At 71.0% G+C, this 15,038-nt stretch carries 16 protein-coding genes; 4 read left to right on the top strand and 12 right to left on the bottom strand.

What is annotated here, in order from left to right; all coding sequences use genetic code 11:
* Positions 1-42 precede the first annotated feature (42 nt).
* Positions 43-1,353, bottom strand: a complete 1,311-nt coding sequence (locus O7553_RS09045) for an ISAs1 family transposase (RefSeq protein WP_281554366.1) — start codon at positions 1,351-1,353, stop codon at positions 43-45.
* Between the two features lie 288 nt (positions 1,354-1,641).
* On the opposite strand from O7553_RS09045, the gene O7553_RS09040 reads away from it, so the two are divergent.
* Positions 1,642-2,406, top strand: a complete 765-nt coding sequence (locus O7553_RS09040) for a helix-turn-helix transcriptional regulator (RefSeq protein ID WP_281554365.1) — start codon at positions 1,642-1,644, stop codon at positions 2,404-2,406.
* On the top strand, positions 2,397-2,597 hold the full coding sequence (locus O7553_RS09035; RefSeq protein WP_281554364.1) for a DUF397 domain-containing protein: 201 nt from the start codon (positions 2,397-2,399) through the stop codon (positions 2,595-2,597). Before O7553_RS09040 ends, O7553_RS09035 begins: the two co-directional genes overlap by 10 nt.
* Before the next feature lie 25 nt (positions 2,598-2,622).
* Here O7553_RS09035 and O7553_RS09030 read toward each other — a convergent pair whose 3' ends face one another.
* The 11 genes from O7553_RS09030 to O7553_RS08980 are packed head-to-tail and all read right to left on the bottom strand — an operon-like array spanning position 2,623 to position 13,219.
* On the bottom strand, positions 2,623-3,669 hold the full coding sequence (locus tag O7553_RS09030) for an amidohydrolase family protein (protein ID WP_281554363.1): 1,047 nt from the start codon (positions 3,667-3,669) through the stop codon (positions 2,623-2,625).
* Positions 3,639-4,163 carry a 3-hydroxyanthranilate 3,4-dioxygenase gene (locus tag O7553_RS09025; RefSeq protein WP_281554362.1) on the bottom strand — a complete coding sequence of 175 codons (525 nt, stop codon included), beginning with the start codon at positions 4,161-4,163 and terminating at the stop codon, positions 3,639-3,641. The genes O7553_RS09030 and O7553_RS09025 overlap by 31 nt, the downstream gene beginning before the upstream one ends.
* Positions 4,164-4,168: 5 nt before the next feature.
* Positions 4,169-4,600 (bottom strand): RidA family protein, encoded by a 432-nt coding sequence (locus O7553_RS09020; RefSeq protein WP_281554361.1) that lies wholly within the window; start codon positions 4,598-4,600, stop codon positions 4,169-4,171.
* Positions 4,597-5,385: a fumarylacetoacetate hydrolase family protein gene (locus O7553_RS09015; RefSeq protein ID WP_281554360.1), complete on the bottom strand. Its 789-nt coding sequence runs from the start codon at positions 5,383-5,385 to the stop codon at positions 4,597-4,599. Before O7553_RS09015 ends, O7553_RS09020 begins: the two co-directional genes overlap by 4 nt.
* A complete protein-coding gene (dmpG, locus tag O7553_RS09010) occupies positions 5,382-6,413 on the bottom strand; it encodes a 4-hydroxy-2-oxovalerate aldolase (protein ID WP_281554359.1) in 1,032 nt (343 codons plus the stop codon). The genes O7553_RS09015 and dmpG overlap by 4 nt, the downstream gene beginning before the upstream one ends.
* Positions 6,410-7,336 carry an acetaldehyde dehydrogenase (acetylating) gene (locus O7553_RS09005; protein ID WP_281554358.1) on the bottom strand — a complete coding sequence of 309 codons (927 nt, stop codon included), beginning with the start codon at positions 7,334-7,336 and terminating at the stop codon, positions 6,410-6,412. The genes dmpG and O7553_RS09005 overlap by 4 nt, the downstream gene beginning before the upstream one ends.
* The gene (locus O7553_RS09000; protein ID WP_281555540.1) at positions 7,336-8,166 is read right to left on the bottom strand and encodes a fumarylacetoacetate hydrolase family protein; all 831 of its coding nucleotides are present in this window, start codon (positions 8,164-8,166) and stop codon (positions 7,336-7,338) included. Before O7553_RS09000 ends, O7553_RS09005 begins: the two co-directional genes overlap by 1 nt.
* A gap of 2 nt (positions 8,167-8,168) precedes the next feature.
* On the bottom strand, positions 8,169-9,677 hold the full coding sequence (locus tag O7553_RS08995) for a 2-hydroxymuconic semialdehyde dehydrogenase (protein ID WP_281554357.1): 1,509 nt from the start codon (positions 9,675-9,677) through the stop codon (positions 8,169-8,171).
* On the bottom strand, positions 9,674-11,017 hold the full coding sequence (locus O7553_RS08990) for an NAD(P)/FAD-dependent oxidoreductase (protein ID WP_281554356.1): 1,344 nt from the start codon (positions 11,015-11,017) through the stop codon (positions 9,674-9,676). The genes O7553_RS08995 and O7553_RS08990 overlap by 4 nt, the downstream gene beginning before the upstream one ends.
* Entirely contained in the window at positions 11,010-12,314 is a 1,305-nt protein-coding gene (kynU, locus tag O7553_RS08985) for a kynureninase (RefSeq protein WP_281554355.1), read from the bottom strand. Before kynU ends, O7553_RS08990 begins: the two co-directional genes overlap by 8 nt.
* Before the next feature lie 11 nt (positions 12,315-12,325).
* On the bottom strand, positions 12,326-13,219 hold the full coding sequence (locus O7553_RS08980; protein WP_281554354.1) for a tryptophan 2,3-dioxygenase family protein: 894 nt from the start codon (positions 13,217-13,219) through the stop codon (positions 12,326-12,328).
* Between the two features lie 143 nt (positions 13,220-13,362).
* Here O7553_RS08980 and O7553_RS08975 point away from each other — a divergent pair, with 143 nt between their 5' ends.
* Together O7553_RS08975 and O7553_RS08970 are read left to right on the top strand one after the other, a co-directional pair.
* A complete protein-coding gene (locus tag O7553_RS08975; RefSeq protein ID WP_123600997.1) occupies positions 13,363-13,800 on the top strand; it encodes an Lrp/AsnC family transcriptional regulator in 438 nt (145 codons plus the stop codon).
* A 46-nt stretch (positions 13,801-13,846) separates the two neighbouring features.
* Positions 13,847-15,010 carry an aminotransferase class I/II-fold pyridoxal phosphate-dependent enzyme gene (locus O7553_RS08970; RefSeq protein WP_281554353.1) on the top strand — a complete coding sequence of 388 codons (1,164 nt, stop codon included), beginning with the start codon at positions 13,847-13,849 and terminating at the stop codon, positions 15,008-15,010.
* The last annotated feature ends 28 nt before the right edge of the window (positions 15,011-15,038 follow it).

The raw sequence follows: 15,038 nt of genomic DNA, 5'->3' as shown, positions 1-15,038 counted from the left end.
GCCCCGGCGTTGTTCCTCTATGTCTGACTTGATCATTGTTTGTCAGATGTCGTAGACGGCGAAGGTGTCGGCGCGGTCGTGGAGGTCACGGCGGGCGTGGGCGATGTTGGCGCGTCCGGCGAGGCGGAAGGTGTTCAGGGCCAGGTTGCGCATGGCGGCCAGGTTGCGGGGAGCCGCACCCGTCCTGAGCTGGGAGTCGTCCTCGTTGAAGGTGACGTCCCGGGTCCAGTGCAGGCGGGTTTCCACCGACCAGTGTCCTCTGACGTAGGCGTTGAGGTGTTGCGGTCCGGCCTGGGTGGCGTCGAGGCTGACGATGCCGTGGATGATCTGTTTGCTGGTGCGGATCCCGTCGAGTCCGCCGGTGTCGCGGCGTAGCCGGAAGACCTGGCGGGCTCCGGGGAACAGGGTGTCGTCGCAGCCGGTGACGCGGATCGTGCGGCGTTCGGTGCGTCCGTGTCCGCGATCGGCGTCGGCGTCGGTCCGGTCGGCGAACTCGGTGTCGGTGCCGGACAGCAACGTGTGGGCGGCGCGCAGGGCGAGCGGCTGGTTCCCCTTCAGGATCAGCATGTAGTGGGCGTTCAGGGTGTCGGTGATCAGCCGGGCGGTTTTCCTGGTGGTGTGCAGGGCGTCCAGGGTGAGGAGCATGCCGGCGACGTCGAGCTGTGTGAGTAGGTCCTCGGTCGCGGTGGCCTCGCCGCGTTTGTCGGCGACCTGGCGTTGGCCCAGGATCACGGCACGGTCGTGGGTGACGGCGGCGACCAGGAACACCTGTCCGGTGGGGGTGCGGGTGCCGTGCAGCAGTTTCCCGTCGATCGCGGCTGCGGGCAGCAGCCCGGCCGGTGCCGGGTGGGTGAACGCCCGGGTGGCGGCCCGGCGTTGTTCGCGTTCGGTGGGTTCGTCGACGCTGGTGGGGATCCGTGGGGCCGGGGCGTCGCCGCGTGCCACGTCCGCGGCGTAGCCGCAGGTCGCCGTGTCGAGGGCGTCGCCGTCGACGGCGTCCAGGACCCGCCGGAAGGTCCGTTCGCTCGGGACGAGGTAGCGGCTGGTCAGTGGGTCACGGCGGGCGCCGAGGCGGTGCAGGACGTCCTGTGGGGTCCGGGCCGCCCACTGCCGGATCGCGGTCAGGCTGTCGTTGCCGGCGACGAGGGTGGCACACGCGGTCAGGACCAGGATCACCAGCAGCGGATGGCGCCGTCCGCGCGGCCGGCGGGGGTCCGGCACCCGGGCCAGGCGTGCTACCAGGGGCGACACCATCGACAAGGGATCGGCCGGGCCGGTGGAGAGTTCGGCTTCCCACAACGCCAGATCGGCGAGGTGGTCAACAACGGGGTCGGTCAGGGAGGATGTCGTCACGAGCGCGGCTCCAGCGATGAACTTCGAGGCTAGTCACCCGCAAGATCATCAGGAGTCGCGCTCGTCCCGCAACTCAGCCGATGTCCGATTTTCAACACGGACAGAACGACTCAAGCCGGAACAACGCCGGGGCCGTGCATCCGACGGAACCCGATATCGATCACACAAACTATCCGGAATTCATCCGATCTCCATCATGGACTCCGACTTGTCGCACTGATAGAGGTAGGGGTGGCATTCGACGCACCGCCCCACAATCAGCAGATCGGGGATCCGACAATGCACGAGGTGCACCGCATCATTCGCACACTGCGCACCGAGCGCGGGCTTTCCCAGCAGCAGCTCGGCGCGTTGATCCAGCTCAGCGCGTCGTCGATCGGCAGTTACGAGAACGGCCGCCTGGTCCCGGTGCAGCAGAACGCGAAGATCCTCGACGATGTGCTGGGCAGCGGCGACCGCGTGCAGCGCGCCTCCGCCGAGGCGCGCGGAATGTCCTTCGCCGGTTTCCTGCGCCCGTGGGCCGAAATGGAGGAGCGGGCCACCCTGCTGCGGTCGTTTCAGCTCGCGGTCGTCCCGGGTCTGTTGCAGACCCGGGAGTACGCCGAACGGCTGTTGCGCGTCGGCCCGGTCGACGACGTGCCGACCCGGCTGGCGAACCGGCTCACCCGCCAGCAGGTGCTCACCCGCGCCGACGACCCGGCCGAGTTCATCGCCGTCATCGACCGCGGCGTGCTGCACCGCCAGGTCGGCACGCCGGAGCAGATGGCCGAGCAGCTGCGCAGTCTCGCCGAGGCGGCGGCACGCCCCAACACCTGGGTGCACGTGGTGCCGGGCAGCGCCGACGCCTACCACGGGCTCAACGGCTCGTTCGCGATGGCGACCGTGGACGATCACGTGTTCGGCTACGTCGATTCCCATTTCGGCGGTGACGTGATCAGCAACCCGGCCGACGTGCAGACATTGGAGCGGTCCTGGGAAGGTGTCCGCAGCTATGCTCTGCCTGTCGAGGAGTCCCACGACATGATCCTGAAAGCGGTGCAGACATGGAGCTGAGCACCACCCCTCGCTGGCGCAAGTCGACCCGCAGCAACCCCGCTGGCGGTGACTGTGTCGAGGTCGCCGACAACCTCCCCGGCCGGGTCCACGTCCGCGACACCAAGGACCGCGACGGCGGCACCCTGACCTTCGCCCCCGCCGCTTGGTCCGCCTTCGTCACCCTGGCCAAGATCACGTCCGTACGCTGACCGGCTCCGCCAACGGTAAGCTGGGTCAGCCAGTGAGGTAGCGGCGGGCGTTTCCGCCGCGCAGGGCGACCCGCTGGTCGGCGGTGAGGAAGTCCGCCTTGTCGAGCACCGCGCCGACCGGCCGCTCCCCCAGCGGGTACGGGTAGTCGCTGCCCAGCAGCACCCGGTCGGCACCCATCGTGTCGACCAGCAGCCGCAGCGCCGCCGGGTCGAACACCACCGAGTCGACGTAGAACCGGTCGACGTAGTGGCTCGGCGGGTGCGCCGACCGACCGCGTACCACGTCGCCCCGGCGGTGCCAGGCGTTGTCGGCGCGGCCCAGCCAGAACGGGAAGCTGCCGCCGCCGTGGGCGAAGCAGATCCGCAGCGTACGGGGCAGCTGGTCGAAGCCGCCGCCGAGGATCAGCGCGAGAATCGACAGGTGGGTCTCGGCGGGCATGCCGGACAGCCAGCGGGCCATCCACCGGTCCAGCCGTGGCCCGTCCGGCATGTCCCACGGGTGGACAAACACGGGTGCCCCGACGTCGGCGCAGTGCCGCAGGAAGGCGACGACGCCGGCGTCGTCGAGGTCACGGTCACCGACGTGGTTGCCGATCTCCACCCCGGCGTGCCCGGCAGCGAGGCAGCGGTCCAGCTCGGCGCAGGCGGCGTCCGGGTCCTGCAACGGCACCTGGCAGAACGGGATCAGCCGACCGCCACCGGCGGCGGTGACCTCCAGGGTCAGGTCGTTGAAGATCCGGGCCACCTTCACCGCCTGGTCTGCCGGCCGGTCGTAGGCGAAGAACACCGGCGTCGGGGAGACCACCTGCATGTCGACCCCGTCGACATCCATGTCGGACATCCGGGTGGCCGGGTCCCAGGTCTGCGGGCCGACCGGCCGGAACTCCGTCTGACCCACCATGATCATGGCGGCGCGTTCGGAGTCGACCCGCAGCCACGGCCAGCCGGTCCCGCCACAGGCGGCGGCGAGATCCGGCCAGCCCTTGGGCACCAGGTGGGTGTGGACGTCGATGGTCTGCCCGGCGTCGGTCACGGTGAGGCTCAGCCCTTGCCCGGGTGCAGCGCGCCGCACTTGTCGCAGGTACGCGCGGACTCGTCACCGTAGAAGGCGGTGAAGACCGGCGGCAGGTCGGCGACGATGTCGCGGACCTGCAACTCCACCTCGTGCACCAGGTTTCCGCAGTCGAGGCAGTACCACTGGAACTTCTCCAGGGTGCCCTCCTCGCGGACCCGTTCGATGACGACACCGATCGAGCCGGCCTCCGGGCGTTGCGGCGAGTGCGGTACGAATCCGGGCAGCACCCACATCTGGCCTTCGCGGATGTGCACGGTCTGCGGCCCGTCGTCGGTCATCAGGTTGACGTGCATGTTGCCTTTGACCTGATAGAAGAATTCCTCGTACGGGTCGACGTGGAAGTCGGTGCGCTGGTTGGGGCCGCCGACGACCTGCACGATGAAATCGTCGCCGGTGGGGAACATCTGCTTGTTGTTCACCGGCGGCTTGAGCAGGTGCTCGTTCTCGCTGATCCAGTTGGGAAAGTTGACCGGTTCGGCGATGTCGCTCACGGGTGTCACTCCTTCCGGGTGGGGGCGTCGGCCGGTGCCACGGCGACGGCCTGGATCTCGATGAGCAGGTGCGGGTGGGGTAGTTGGTGGACGGCGACGGTGGTGCGGGTCGGTCCGGTGTGGTCGAAGTTCTCGGCCCAGACCTGGTTGTAGCCGCCGAAGTCGTTCATGTTGACCAGGTAGGTGGTGACGGAGACCAGGTCGGTGAGGCCGGCGCCGGCGGCGGCGAGCAGGTCGGCGATGTTGGCGATGACGGCGCGGGTCTGTTCCCGGATGTCGAGTTGGGTGGTGCCGTATTCGTCGACGGTGGCGCCGGCGATGGTGTTGTCGGGGCGGCGGCTGGACGTTCCGGAGACGAAGATGAATCCGCCAGCTGTTTTGACGTGTGGAAATTTGCCGCGTGGGGTGGCTTTGCCGGTGACCAGGTGCGCGGTCATGATCGGTCACCTCCTGCGTTGGTGGTGAAGGCGGCGGTGCCGAGCCCTTGGACGGTGGCCCGCACGTGCGCGCCGGGGGCCAGCGGCACCGCGGCGGTGGCCGCGCCGGCCAGGAAGATCCAGCCGGCCCGCAAAGCCGGGCCGTGCCGGTCGGCGAGGGCGACGCCGGCGGCGAGGGCCCGGCGGGGGTCGCCGAGGATCGCGGCGGTGGATCCGGTCTGCACCGTGCGTCCGTCGATGTCGAGGAGTACGCCGAGGTTGTCGACGCCGTCCGGGACCGGCTGCCAGGGCCCGACGACGTACAGGGCTGCCGAGGTGTTGTCGGCGATCACGTCGGGCAGCGAGAAGGTGAAGTCGCGGTAGCGGGAGTCGATGACCTCCAGCGCGGGGGCGACGGCCCGCACCGCGTCGGTGAACGGCATCCCGGGTGTCGGCGGCCGGTCGAGGAGGAAGGCGATCTCCGGTTCGACCCGGGGGTGGATCAGTCCGGAGATGTCGACGTTGCCGCCGTCGGGCACCTGCGTGGTGTCGGTGAGTTGGCCGAGGATCGGGGAGTCGACGCCGACCTGGACCATCTTCGCCTGGCTGGTCAGCCCCATCTTGGCGCCGACGAGGCGTTCGCCCCGGCCGGTGCGGCGGGCGATCAGGGCCTGCTGCACCGCGTAGGCGGCGTCGACGTCGACCCGGTGGGCGGCGGCGAGTTGCGGAATCGGGGTGCCGGTGACGGCCGCCTCGTCGAGCCGGGCGGCCAACCCGGCGAGGTCGACGTCTGCGCTGGTGGTCACTGCGCACCTCCGTGGGCGGTGTTGGCGGCGTCGGCGAGGTCGAGGGCGACGTCGGTGATCATGTCTTCCTGGCCGCCGACCATCCTGCGGCGGCCGAGTTCGACCAGGATGGACCGCACGTCCAGGTTGTAGCGGTCGGCGGCGCGTTCGGCGTGGCGCAGGAAGCTGGAGTAGACGCCGGCGTAGCCGAGCGACAGGGTTTCCCGGTCGACCCGGACCGGCCGGTCCTGCAGCGGCCGGACCAGGTCCTCGGCGGCGTCCATCAGGGCGAACGTGTCGCAGCCGTGTTTCCAGCCGTGCAGGTCGGCGACGGCGGTGAAGACTTCGAGGGGGGCGTTGCCGGCCCCGGCGCCCATGCCGGCGAGGGAGGCGTCGACCCGGGTGGTGCCGTGCTGCACGGCGATCACACTGTTGGCCACGCCGAGGGACAGGTTGTGGTGGGCGTGGATGCCGATCTGCGTTTGCGGGTCGAGCACGGCCCGGTAGGCGTCGACCCGGGCGGCGACGTCGTCCATCAGCAGCCGGCCACCGGAGTCGGTGACGTAGACGCAGTGCGCCCCGTACGACTCCATCAGCTTGGCCTGCTGCGCGAGCCCTTCGGGGGTGTTCATGTGCGACATCATCAAAAAGCCGGCGACGTCCATACCCTGGTCGCGGGCCCAGCCGATGTGCTGGGCGGCGATGTCGGCCTCGGTGCAGTGGGTGGCGATCCGGACGCTGGTGACGCCGAGGTCGCGGGCCGCCCGCAGGTCGTCGATGGTGCCGATGCCGGGCAGCAGCAGCGTGGTCAACGTCGCCCGGCTGATCGACTCGGCGGCAGCACGGATCCAGTCGGCGTCCGACGCCGCGCCGTGGCCGTAGGTGACGGACGAGCCGGCCAGGCCGTCGCCGTGGGCGACCTCGATCGCGTCGACGCCGGCCGCGTCCAACGCGGCGGCGATCTGCCGCACCTGGTCGACGGCGTAGCGGTGCCTGATGGCGTGCATGCCGTCGCGCAACGTGACGTCCTGGACGTACAGGCGGGTCATGACCGTGCCTCCGCTCGGACAGCGACCAGACGTTCGGCGGTACGCAACGCGGCCGAGGTCATGATGTCGAGGTTGCCGGCGTACGCGGGCAGGTAGTGCCCGGCACCGGAGACCTCCAGGAACACCGACACCTGGGTGCCGGTGAAGTGGCTGCCCAGCGCCGGCACGTACGCGTCGACCGGGTCGAACTGCACGGCCTGTTTGAGCCGGTAGCCGGGCACGTACCCGGCGACCGACGCCACCATGGCGTCCACCGAGGCGGCCACCCGGCCGGTGTCGACGCCGGCCGGGATCAGGCAGTAGACGGTGTCACGCATCAGCAGCGGCGGGTCCGCCGGGTTCAGCACGATGACCGCCTTACCTGTGCCGGCACCGCCGACGACCTCCAGGGCGCGGGCGGTGGTCCGGGTGAACTCGTCGATGTTGGCCCGCGTGCCCGGACCGGCCGAGCGGGACGCGATCGACGCGACGATCTCCGCGTACGCGACCGGGGCCACCCGCGTGACGGCGGCGACGACCGGCACGGTCGCCTGCCCACCGCAGGTGACCATGTTGACGTTCGACACGCCCAAATGAGCGTCCAGATTGACCGGGGGCACCACGTACGGGCCGACCGCGGCCGGGGTCAGATCCACCACCGTCCGGCCGTAAGCCTGCAGGATCTCGTTGTTGCGCCGGTGCGCGCCGGCCGACGTGGCGTCGAAGACGAGTCGCACGTCGGCGAACTCGGGCATCGCCACCAGGCCGTCGACGCCGTCGGCGGTGGTCGCCACACCCAACCGGCGGGCGCGGGCCAGCCCGTCCGATTCCGGGTCGATGCCGACCATCGCCACCATGTCCAGCGACTCCGACAGCCGCAGCACCTTGATCATCAGGTCGGTGCCGATGTTGCCCGACCCGATCACCGCCACCCCGACACCCACTACGACCCCTCCCCTGACTCGCCGTCGGCCGACCGGTCGGCCGGTTTCGCGCTGAATCTGGTCCGCACCGAGCCGAGCCCGGCGATCCGTGCCTGGTACGCCGCTCCTGGGGTGACCGGCACCATCGGGCCCAGCGCGCCGGAGAGCACGACGTCACCGGCCCGCAACGGATCCCCCGCAGCGGCCATGGTCGAGGCCAGCCAGGCGACGGCGTGCACCGGGTTACCGAGGCAGGCGGCACCGGCACCCACCGACACCGGCACACCGGCGGACTCCAGCACCATGCCGCACCCCCGCAGGTCCACGTCGGCCGGCGGCACCGGCCGATCGCCGAGCACGAACAGCCCCGACGAGGCGTTGTCCGCCACCGTGTCCACGATGGAAATGTCCCAGTCGGTGATCCGGGAGTCGACGATCTCGACCGCCGGCAGCAGGAAGTCGGTCGCCCGCAGCACGTCGACCACGGTCGCCGGCCCGTCCGGCAGATCCGCGCCGAGCACGAACGCCACCTCCGCCTCCACCCTGGGCTGGATCAACCCACCCAGGTCGACCTCATCACCATCCGGCACCGCCATGTCGGCGAACAACACCCCGAAATCCGGCTGGTAGACGCCGAACGCGGCCTGCACCACCGGCGACGTCAGGCCGATCTTCGCCCCCACCCGACGCCGCCCGGCCCCTGTCCAACCGGCCACCAACTCCCGCTGCACCGCGTACGCGGCCGCCACGTCACCGACCGGCAGCAGCCGGTCCCGCAGCGGCGGGCACGGCACCCCGGTGTCGTACGCCCCGGTCAACGCCGCGATGGCGGCCTCGATGTCCACAGTCACGCTCATGTCAGATCCACACAGACGTTTGTCAGTTCGGAGTAGAAGTCGAGCGAGTGCACGCCGCCCTCCCGGCCGACGCCGGAGGCCTTCACTCCGCCGAACGGGGTGCGCAGGTCCCGCAGGAACCAGGTGTTGACCCAGACGATGCCGGCGTCCAGTCGGGCACCGGCCCGGTGCGCCCGCCCCACGTCGCGGGTCCACACCGTCGCGGCCAGCCCGTAGTCGGAGTCGTTGGCCAGCGCGAACGCCTCCTCCTCGGTGTCGAACGGAGCGATGTGGCAGATCGGGCCGAACACCTCCTCCCGCACCAGCCGCGCAGACTGACCGAGCCCGGTCAACACTGTCGGCTCCACGTACGCGCCACCATCACGGGGGTCACCGAAGGCCGGCACGCCACCACCAGCAAGGATCTGCGCGCCTTCGGCGCGGGCCAGATCGTAGAAGCCGAGCACCTTGTCCCGGTGGCCGCGCGAGATCAGCGGCATCGTCGAGATCGTCTCGTCGGCGGGCCAGCCGTACCGGGCGTCACGGGCAGCGGCCGCCAGCCGGTCGACGAACTCGTCGAACACCGGCCGCTGCACGTACAGCCGCTCGGTGCACAAACAGACCTGACCGCCGTTGGTGAACGACGACCGCACCGAACCCGCGACCGCCGCGTCCAGATCGGCGTCGGCGAACACCAGCCCGGCGTTCTTGCCACCCAGCTCGAACGACACCGCCTTCACCCCGTCAGCGGCCGCCCGCATGATCGCCGACCCGGTCGCCGACTCACCGGTGAACGTGATCGCGTCCACCCCCGGATGGGTGGTCAGCCACTCCCCCGCCGCGCCCGGCCCGAACCCGTGCACCAGGTTGAACACCCCGTCGGGTACGCCGGCCGCCGCCATCACCTCCGCGAGCAGCGTCGCCGACGCCGGCGTCTCCTCACTCGGCTTCACCACCACAGCGTTGCCGCACGCCAGCGCCGGAGCCACCTTCCACGTCAGCAGCAGCAGCGGCAGATTCCACGGCACGATCACCGCGACGACACCGACCGGTTTACGTACCGCGTAGTTCAACGCCCGACCACCGGACGGGGTGACCGTGGTGAACGACTCGGTCGGCGCCGTCGCAGCGATCTCCGCGAACGCCCGGAAGTTCGCCGCCCCACGCGGAATGTCCAACGTCCGGGCCTGACCGACCGGCTTACCGGTATCCGCCACCTCAGCGGCGACCAGATCATCGAACCGGCGGTCCAACTCGTCGGCCACCGCCCGCAACACCGCCGCCCGGTCCCGCTCAGCCATGTCACCCCAGGGTCCGCGCAACGCCGACCGCGCCGCCGCCACCGCCGCGTCGACCGTCGACGAGTCGGCCTCCGCCACCTCGAACACCGTCTCCCCGGACACCGGCGACACCTTCGCAAACCGCTTCCCGGTGTCGACGAACCGGCCGTCGACGAAACTGCGCAGCAGGCCGGGACCGTCGGCGGCCGGCCGGCCGACGTACAGGTCGGGGTGCCACAGGGTCATGAGCGTCCCTTCCGGACGAGCCGGTGGACGGCGGCGCCGAGTGCCCCTACTGACAGCGCCGCCGTCCCGGCCACCGCCGCCGCAAGGAGCTGGTGCTGCCGGCGGACCCGTCGCCTGACCTCGGCGTACGGGATGGTGGTGAAGGAGACCATTTCGTACCGGGACACGTAGCGCCCCGGCAACGCCCGTTCCAGGGCGTGTTCGACCTTGCGGAACGTCTGGAACGTCGGGGAGGCGACCTTGTCGCGCATCTCGACGAAGTTCGCCAGCGCCATCTGGGCGATCGCTTCGGCGTTGTCCTGGCGGCGGGACTGGTACAGCGGCAGCGCCGCCGCCCAGTCGCCGCCGGTGTCGTCGAGGCAGCGGTCCAGCTCGACGACGTCCTCGAAGGCGCAGTTGGCGCCCTGGCCGTAGAACGGCACGACCGCGTGCGCGGCGTCGCCGAGCAGCGCCACCCGGCCGCCGACCTGCCACGGGTCGCAGCGCACCGTGCCGAGCAGACCGACCGGGTTGTGCTGGTAGTCGTCGACCAGGTCCGGTGCCAGCGGCGGCACGTCCGGGTAGTGGGTACGGAAGTGCCGTTCGATCGCCGCCGGGCTGCTCAGCGAGGCGAAACTCGACGTACCGCCGGTCGGCCAGAACAGGGTGCAGGTGAAGGAGCGGTCCGGGTTGGGCAGGGCGATCATCATCGAGGTGCCGCGCGGCCAGATGTGCAGCGCACCGGGGTCGAGTGCGTAGTCGCCGCCGACCGCCGGGATGGTCAGCTCCTTGTAGCCGTAGTCGAGGAAGTCGAGGCTCTCGTCGACCAGGCCGTGGGCGAGCAGTTGGCCGCGTACCGCCGAACCGGCGCCGTCGGCGCCGAGCACGACCTGCGCGTCCGCGCGGACCGTGCCCTGCGGGGTGTCGAAGGTCGCCTCGCCGGTGTCAGGGTCGAGGCCGACGAGCCGGTGGTCGAACACGACGGTGACCCCGGGCGCGGCCTCGGCGGCGTCGAGCAGGGCGTTGTTGAGCGCGCCCCGGCTGATCGAGTTGATCGCCCGCTGCTCGTCGGCGCTGTACGGCTGGAAGTCGAGGTCACCGTCGACCGGGTGGATCATCCGGCCGGGCATCGGCAGCGCGTCGGCGAGCACCTGGTCGGCCAGGCCGATGCGGCGCAACGCGTCCAGGCCGCGTTCGGACAACGCCAGGTTGATCGACCGGCCGCGTTCGGCGGTGCCGCGTCGCGGGTCGGGTCGGCGCTCGTAGAGGGTGACCGGCAGGCTGCGGCGGGCCAGGAAGCAGGCGAGCAGGCTGCCGGCCAGGCCGGCGCCGACCACCGCGACGGGTGCACGTTCAGACATCGTCGCCGCCTTCCGTCGGGAGGGTCGCGGCGAGCGCCCGGGCGGCCCGCCAGCAGTCGTGGTACGTCGAGTACAGCGGCACCGGGGCGAGCCGGACGATGTCCGGTTCCCGGGCGTCAGCGATCACCCCGTGTTCGTGGCGCAGCCGGGCGGTCAACGCGTGTGCTCCGCCGCCGGTGGCACCCGACACGCCACCGATACGCAGGGACAGTTGGCAGCCGCGCCGGGCCGGATCCCGGGGCGTGACGACGCTGATCGGCCGGCCGGGCACGATCTCGTCGAGCAGCTGTTCGAGGTAGCCGGTGAGCCGTTCGCTGCGGTCGCGCAGCGCCGGCATGCCGACCTTGTCGAAGATCTGCAGCGAGGTACGTACCGGACCCATCGCGAAGATCGGCGGGTTGGAGATCTGCCAGGCGTCGACGCTGGCCGGTGGCCGCGACACCGGGGTCATCTCGAACCGGGTCGCCGGCTCGGTGCTCCACCAGCCTTCGAAGCGGGCCAGCGTCGAATCGCCGTGGTGGCGTTCGTGCACGTACGCCCCGGCCAGCGCCCCCGGACCGGAGTTGAGGTACTTGTAGGAGCACCAGGCGGCGAAGTCGACGCCCCAGTCGCGCAGCCGCAGCGGCACGTTGCCGGCGGCGTGCGCCAGGTCCCAGCCGACGATCGCGCCGGCGGCCCGGCCGGCGGTGGTGATCGTCGGGATGTCGAGCAGTTCGCCGGTCAGGTAGTTGACCCCGCCGAGCAGCACCAACGCCACCCGGTCGCCCTCGGTGCGCAGGCAGTCGACGACGTCTTCGGTGCGCAGCGTGTCCTCGCCGGGGCGGGGTCGCAGTCGGACCACCGTACGGTCGGGGTCGAGGCCGTGGAAGGCGGCCTGGCTGCGCACCGCGTAGCTGTCCGACGGGAACGCCGAGTCCTCGATGACGATGCGGGTGCGGTCGCCGGTCGGCCGGTAGAACGACACCATCAGCAGGTGCAGGTTGACCGTCAGCGAGTTCATCACCACGGTCTCGCTGGGCAGGGCGCCGACCAGTCGCGCGGCGGTGTCGGTGAGAAGTTCGTGGTACGGCAGCCACGGCCGGCCGGCTTCGAGGTGGCCTTCGACGCCGAGCCGGGCCCAGTCGTCGAGGTCGTCGAGCAGCTCGGCGCGGGTGGCCTTCGGTTGCAGGCCGAGGGAGTTGCCGGCGAAGTAGGCGACGTCGGGGTGTTCGCCGCCGGTGGCCGGCGGGATGTGGAACAGGTCGCGGTGCCCGGGGTCGGCGGCGTCTCGGCGGCGGGCGTCGTCCTCTGTGAACATGCGGCAGCCTCTCACATGCCGGTCCGGGCGGACCAGATCTCGGGGAACACCACCCGGTTCATGCTGCGTTGCAGCCAGGCCAGCCCGGCGGAGCCGCCGCTGCCGACCTTGGCGCCCATGGTGCGCTGCACCGCCTTGAGATGCTTGTACCGCCAGTCGCCGAACTGTTCGGCGACCTCGGTCAACGCCTCGCCGAGTTGCCGCAGATGGTTGTCCGGGGCGTTGACCCGGTAGACCTCCACCCAGGCGGCCTCGACCGCCGGGTGCGGTTCGTGTTCGGTGGCGACGTCGCGGGTCAGCAGGTCGGTCGGGATGTCGTGGCCGACGCGGGCGAGCAGGGCGATCACGTCGTCCCACAGGCTCGGCGCGTGCAGGGCCTGCTCCAACTCGGCGTACACGTCGGGTTGGCGGCGGAACGGGCGGATCAGCGACGGGGTCCGGATGCCGAGGATGAACTCCAACTGCCGGTACATCGCCGACTGGAAGCCGGAGCCCTCACCGAGCAGGTTGCGGAACCGGTTGAAGTCGGCCGGGGTCATCCAGCGCAGCGTCTGCCAGGAGGCGTTGAGCCCTTCCAGGTGCAGGGCGGCGCGGCGCAGCGGGGCCAGCGCCTCCCACACCTGGTCGGCGCGGATCAGCCGTTGGGCGTCGCGCAGCTCGTGGCGGGTCAGCCCGAAGTACAGCTCCATGATCTGGCTGACCATCAGGAACGACATTTCACCGGGGTCGTCGCTGAGGGTGCGCTGCAGGCTGTGCAGGGTGCTGGCGTGCACGTAGGCGTCGTATGGCACCCGGTCGCCGAACTCCAGGGTCGGCTCGCCAGCGTTGGCGGCGGCGCGGGCGTCGCGTTCGGCGGCGTCCACCGGCCGCACGGCCGGTGGGTTGGCCACGTCGGTGCTGTTCACGTCGGCTGCCCTCCCTTTGCTGTGTCGCCCATGATTGCCGACTTGCGGTCCGCGGCTGAATACCGGATCAACGGCGGTACGCGGCCGCGGCCTGCAGGTCGGTGGCTAGATTTGGGTGGTCGGTTAACGAAGGGAAAGTGTCCGTGGACGAGATGGATTGGGCGCTGCTGCGTGAGTTGCAGGCCGATGCCCGACTTTCCTTCAGCGAGCTGTCCCGCCGGGTGCATCTGTCGCCGCCGGCGGTGGCCGAACGGGTACGCCGGCTGGAGGAGTCCGGGGTGGTCAGCGGCTACCACGCGCACGTCGACCTGACCCGGGCCGGCTGGACGGTGATCGCGCTGATCCGGATGTCCTGCTACGGCTCGCACTGCATCCTGCGCGACCCGCAGGTGCCGACCTGGCCGGAGATCCTGGAGATCCACCGGATCACCGGGGACGCCTGCTCGATGTTGAAGGTGGCGGCGGCGTCGATGGATGCCTTCGAGGACGTGATCGACCGGCTCGCCCCGTACGGTCAGCCGTCCAGCACGATGGTGCTCTCCACCCCGCTGGGCTGGCGTCCGGTCACCGCCGCCGACTGACCTTAAGCTCCCCGAGGTGACCACCGACGAGAAGTTTGGAGTTCTCGTGACGATTGTTCGGCCCTATGGCGACGGGGTGTGGGTGCCGCTGGACCGGGCCCGGCAGCGGACCAGCATCAAATGGCGGCTCTACCCGGCTGACGTGCTGCCGGTGTGGGTGGCGGAGATGGACGTCGACCCGGCCGGGCCGGTCGTCGAGGCGATCGACGCGGCGGTGCGTGCCGGCGATCTCGGGTACGCCACCGGTGCCGGTTACGCCGAGGCGGTCGCCGGGTTCGCGGCCGAACGGTGGGGGTGGGACGGTCTGAACCCGGCGCGCACGGCGATCGTGCCGGACGTGATGCTCGGCGCGGTCGAGATGCTGAAGCTGGTGACCGGGCCGGGCGACACGGTCGTGATCAACCCGCCGGTGTACCCGCCGTTCTACGGGTTCCTGCGCAACCTGGGTCGGCCGGTGCGGGAGGCCCCGCTCGGGTCGGACGGCCGGCTGGACCTTGACGCGCTGGCCGAGGCGTTCACCGCCGCCCGCGAGGGTGGCCGCCGGGCGGCGTACCTGCTGTGCAGTCCGCACAACCCGACCGGGACGGTGCACACCGCCGACGAGCTGGCCGCCGTCGCGGAGCTGGCCGGCCGGCACGGCGTACGGGTGGTGGTCGACGAGATTCACGCACCGATGACCGCGTCCGGCGTGACGTTCGTGCCGTACCTGTCGGTGCCCGGCGCCGACGACGGCCTGACGCTGATCTCCGGCTCGAAGGGCTGGAACCTGGCCGGGTTGAAGGCCGCCCTCGCGGTCGCCGGGCCAGCGGCCGCAGCCGACCTGGCCCGGCTGCCGGAAGAGGTCGGGCACGGGGTCAACCATCTCGGGGTGATCGCGCACACGGCGGCGTTCCGCGACAGCGGCGACTGGCTGGACACCGTACGGTCGGCGGTCGACGCGAACCGGCGGCTGCTGGCCGACCTGCTGGCGGCGCAACTGCCGCAGGTGCGGTACGCGCCCGGTGAGGCGACCTTTCTGGCCTGGTTGGACTGCCGGACGTTGGGGCTCGGCGACGACCCGGCGGCGGTGTTCCTCGACCGGGGGCGGGTGGCGCTCAGCGGCGGGCTGGACTTCGGCGCGGGCGGGGTCGGACACGCCCGGTTGAACCTGGCCGCCGCGCCGGAGACGATCACCGAGGCGGTACGCCGGATGGCTGCCGCCCTCGGCTGACCGTCGCCAGGTCCGCCGGCTCGTTGCC

This window comes from Solwaraspora sp. WMMA2059 (assembly GCF_027497315.1).
Lineage (GTDB): Bacteria > Actinomycetota > Actinomycetes > Mycobacteriales > Micromonosporaceae > Micromonospora_E.
Note: the sequence above shows the minus strand (reverse complement) of the source record. Positions and strands in the feature narration are given on the sequence as shown.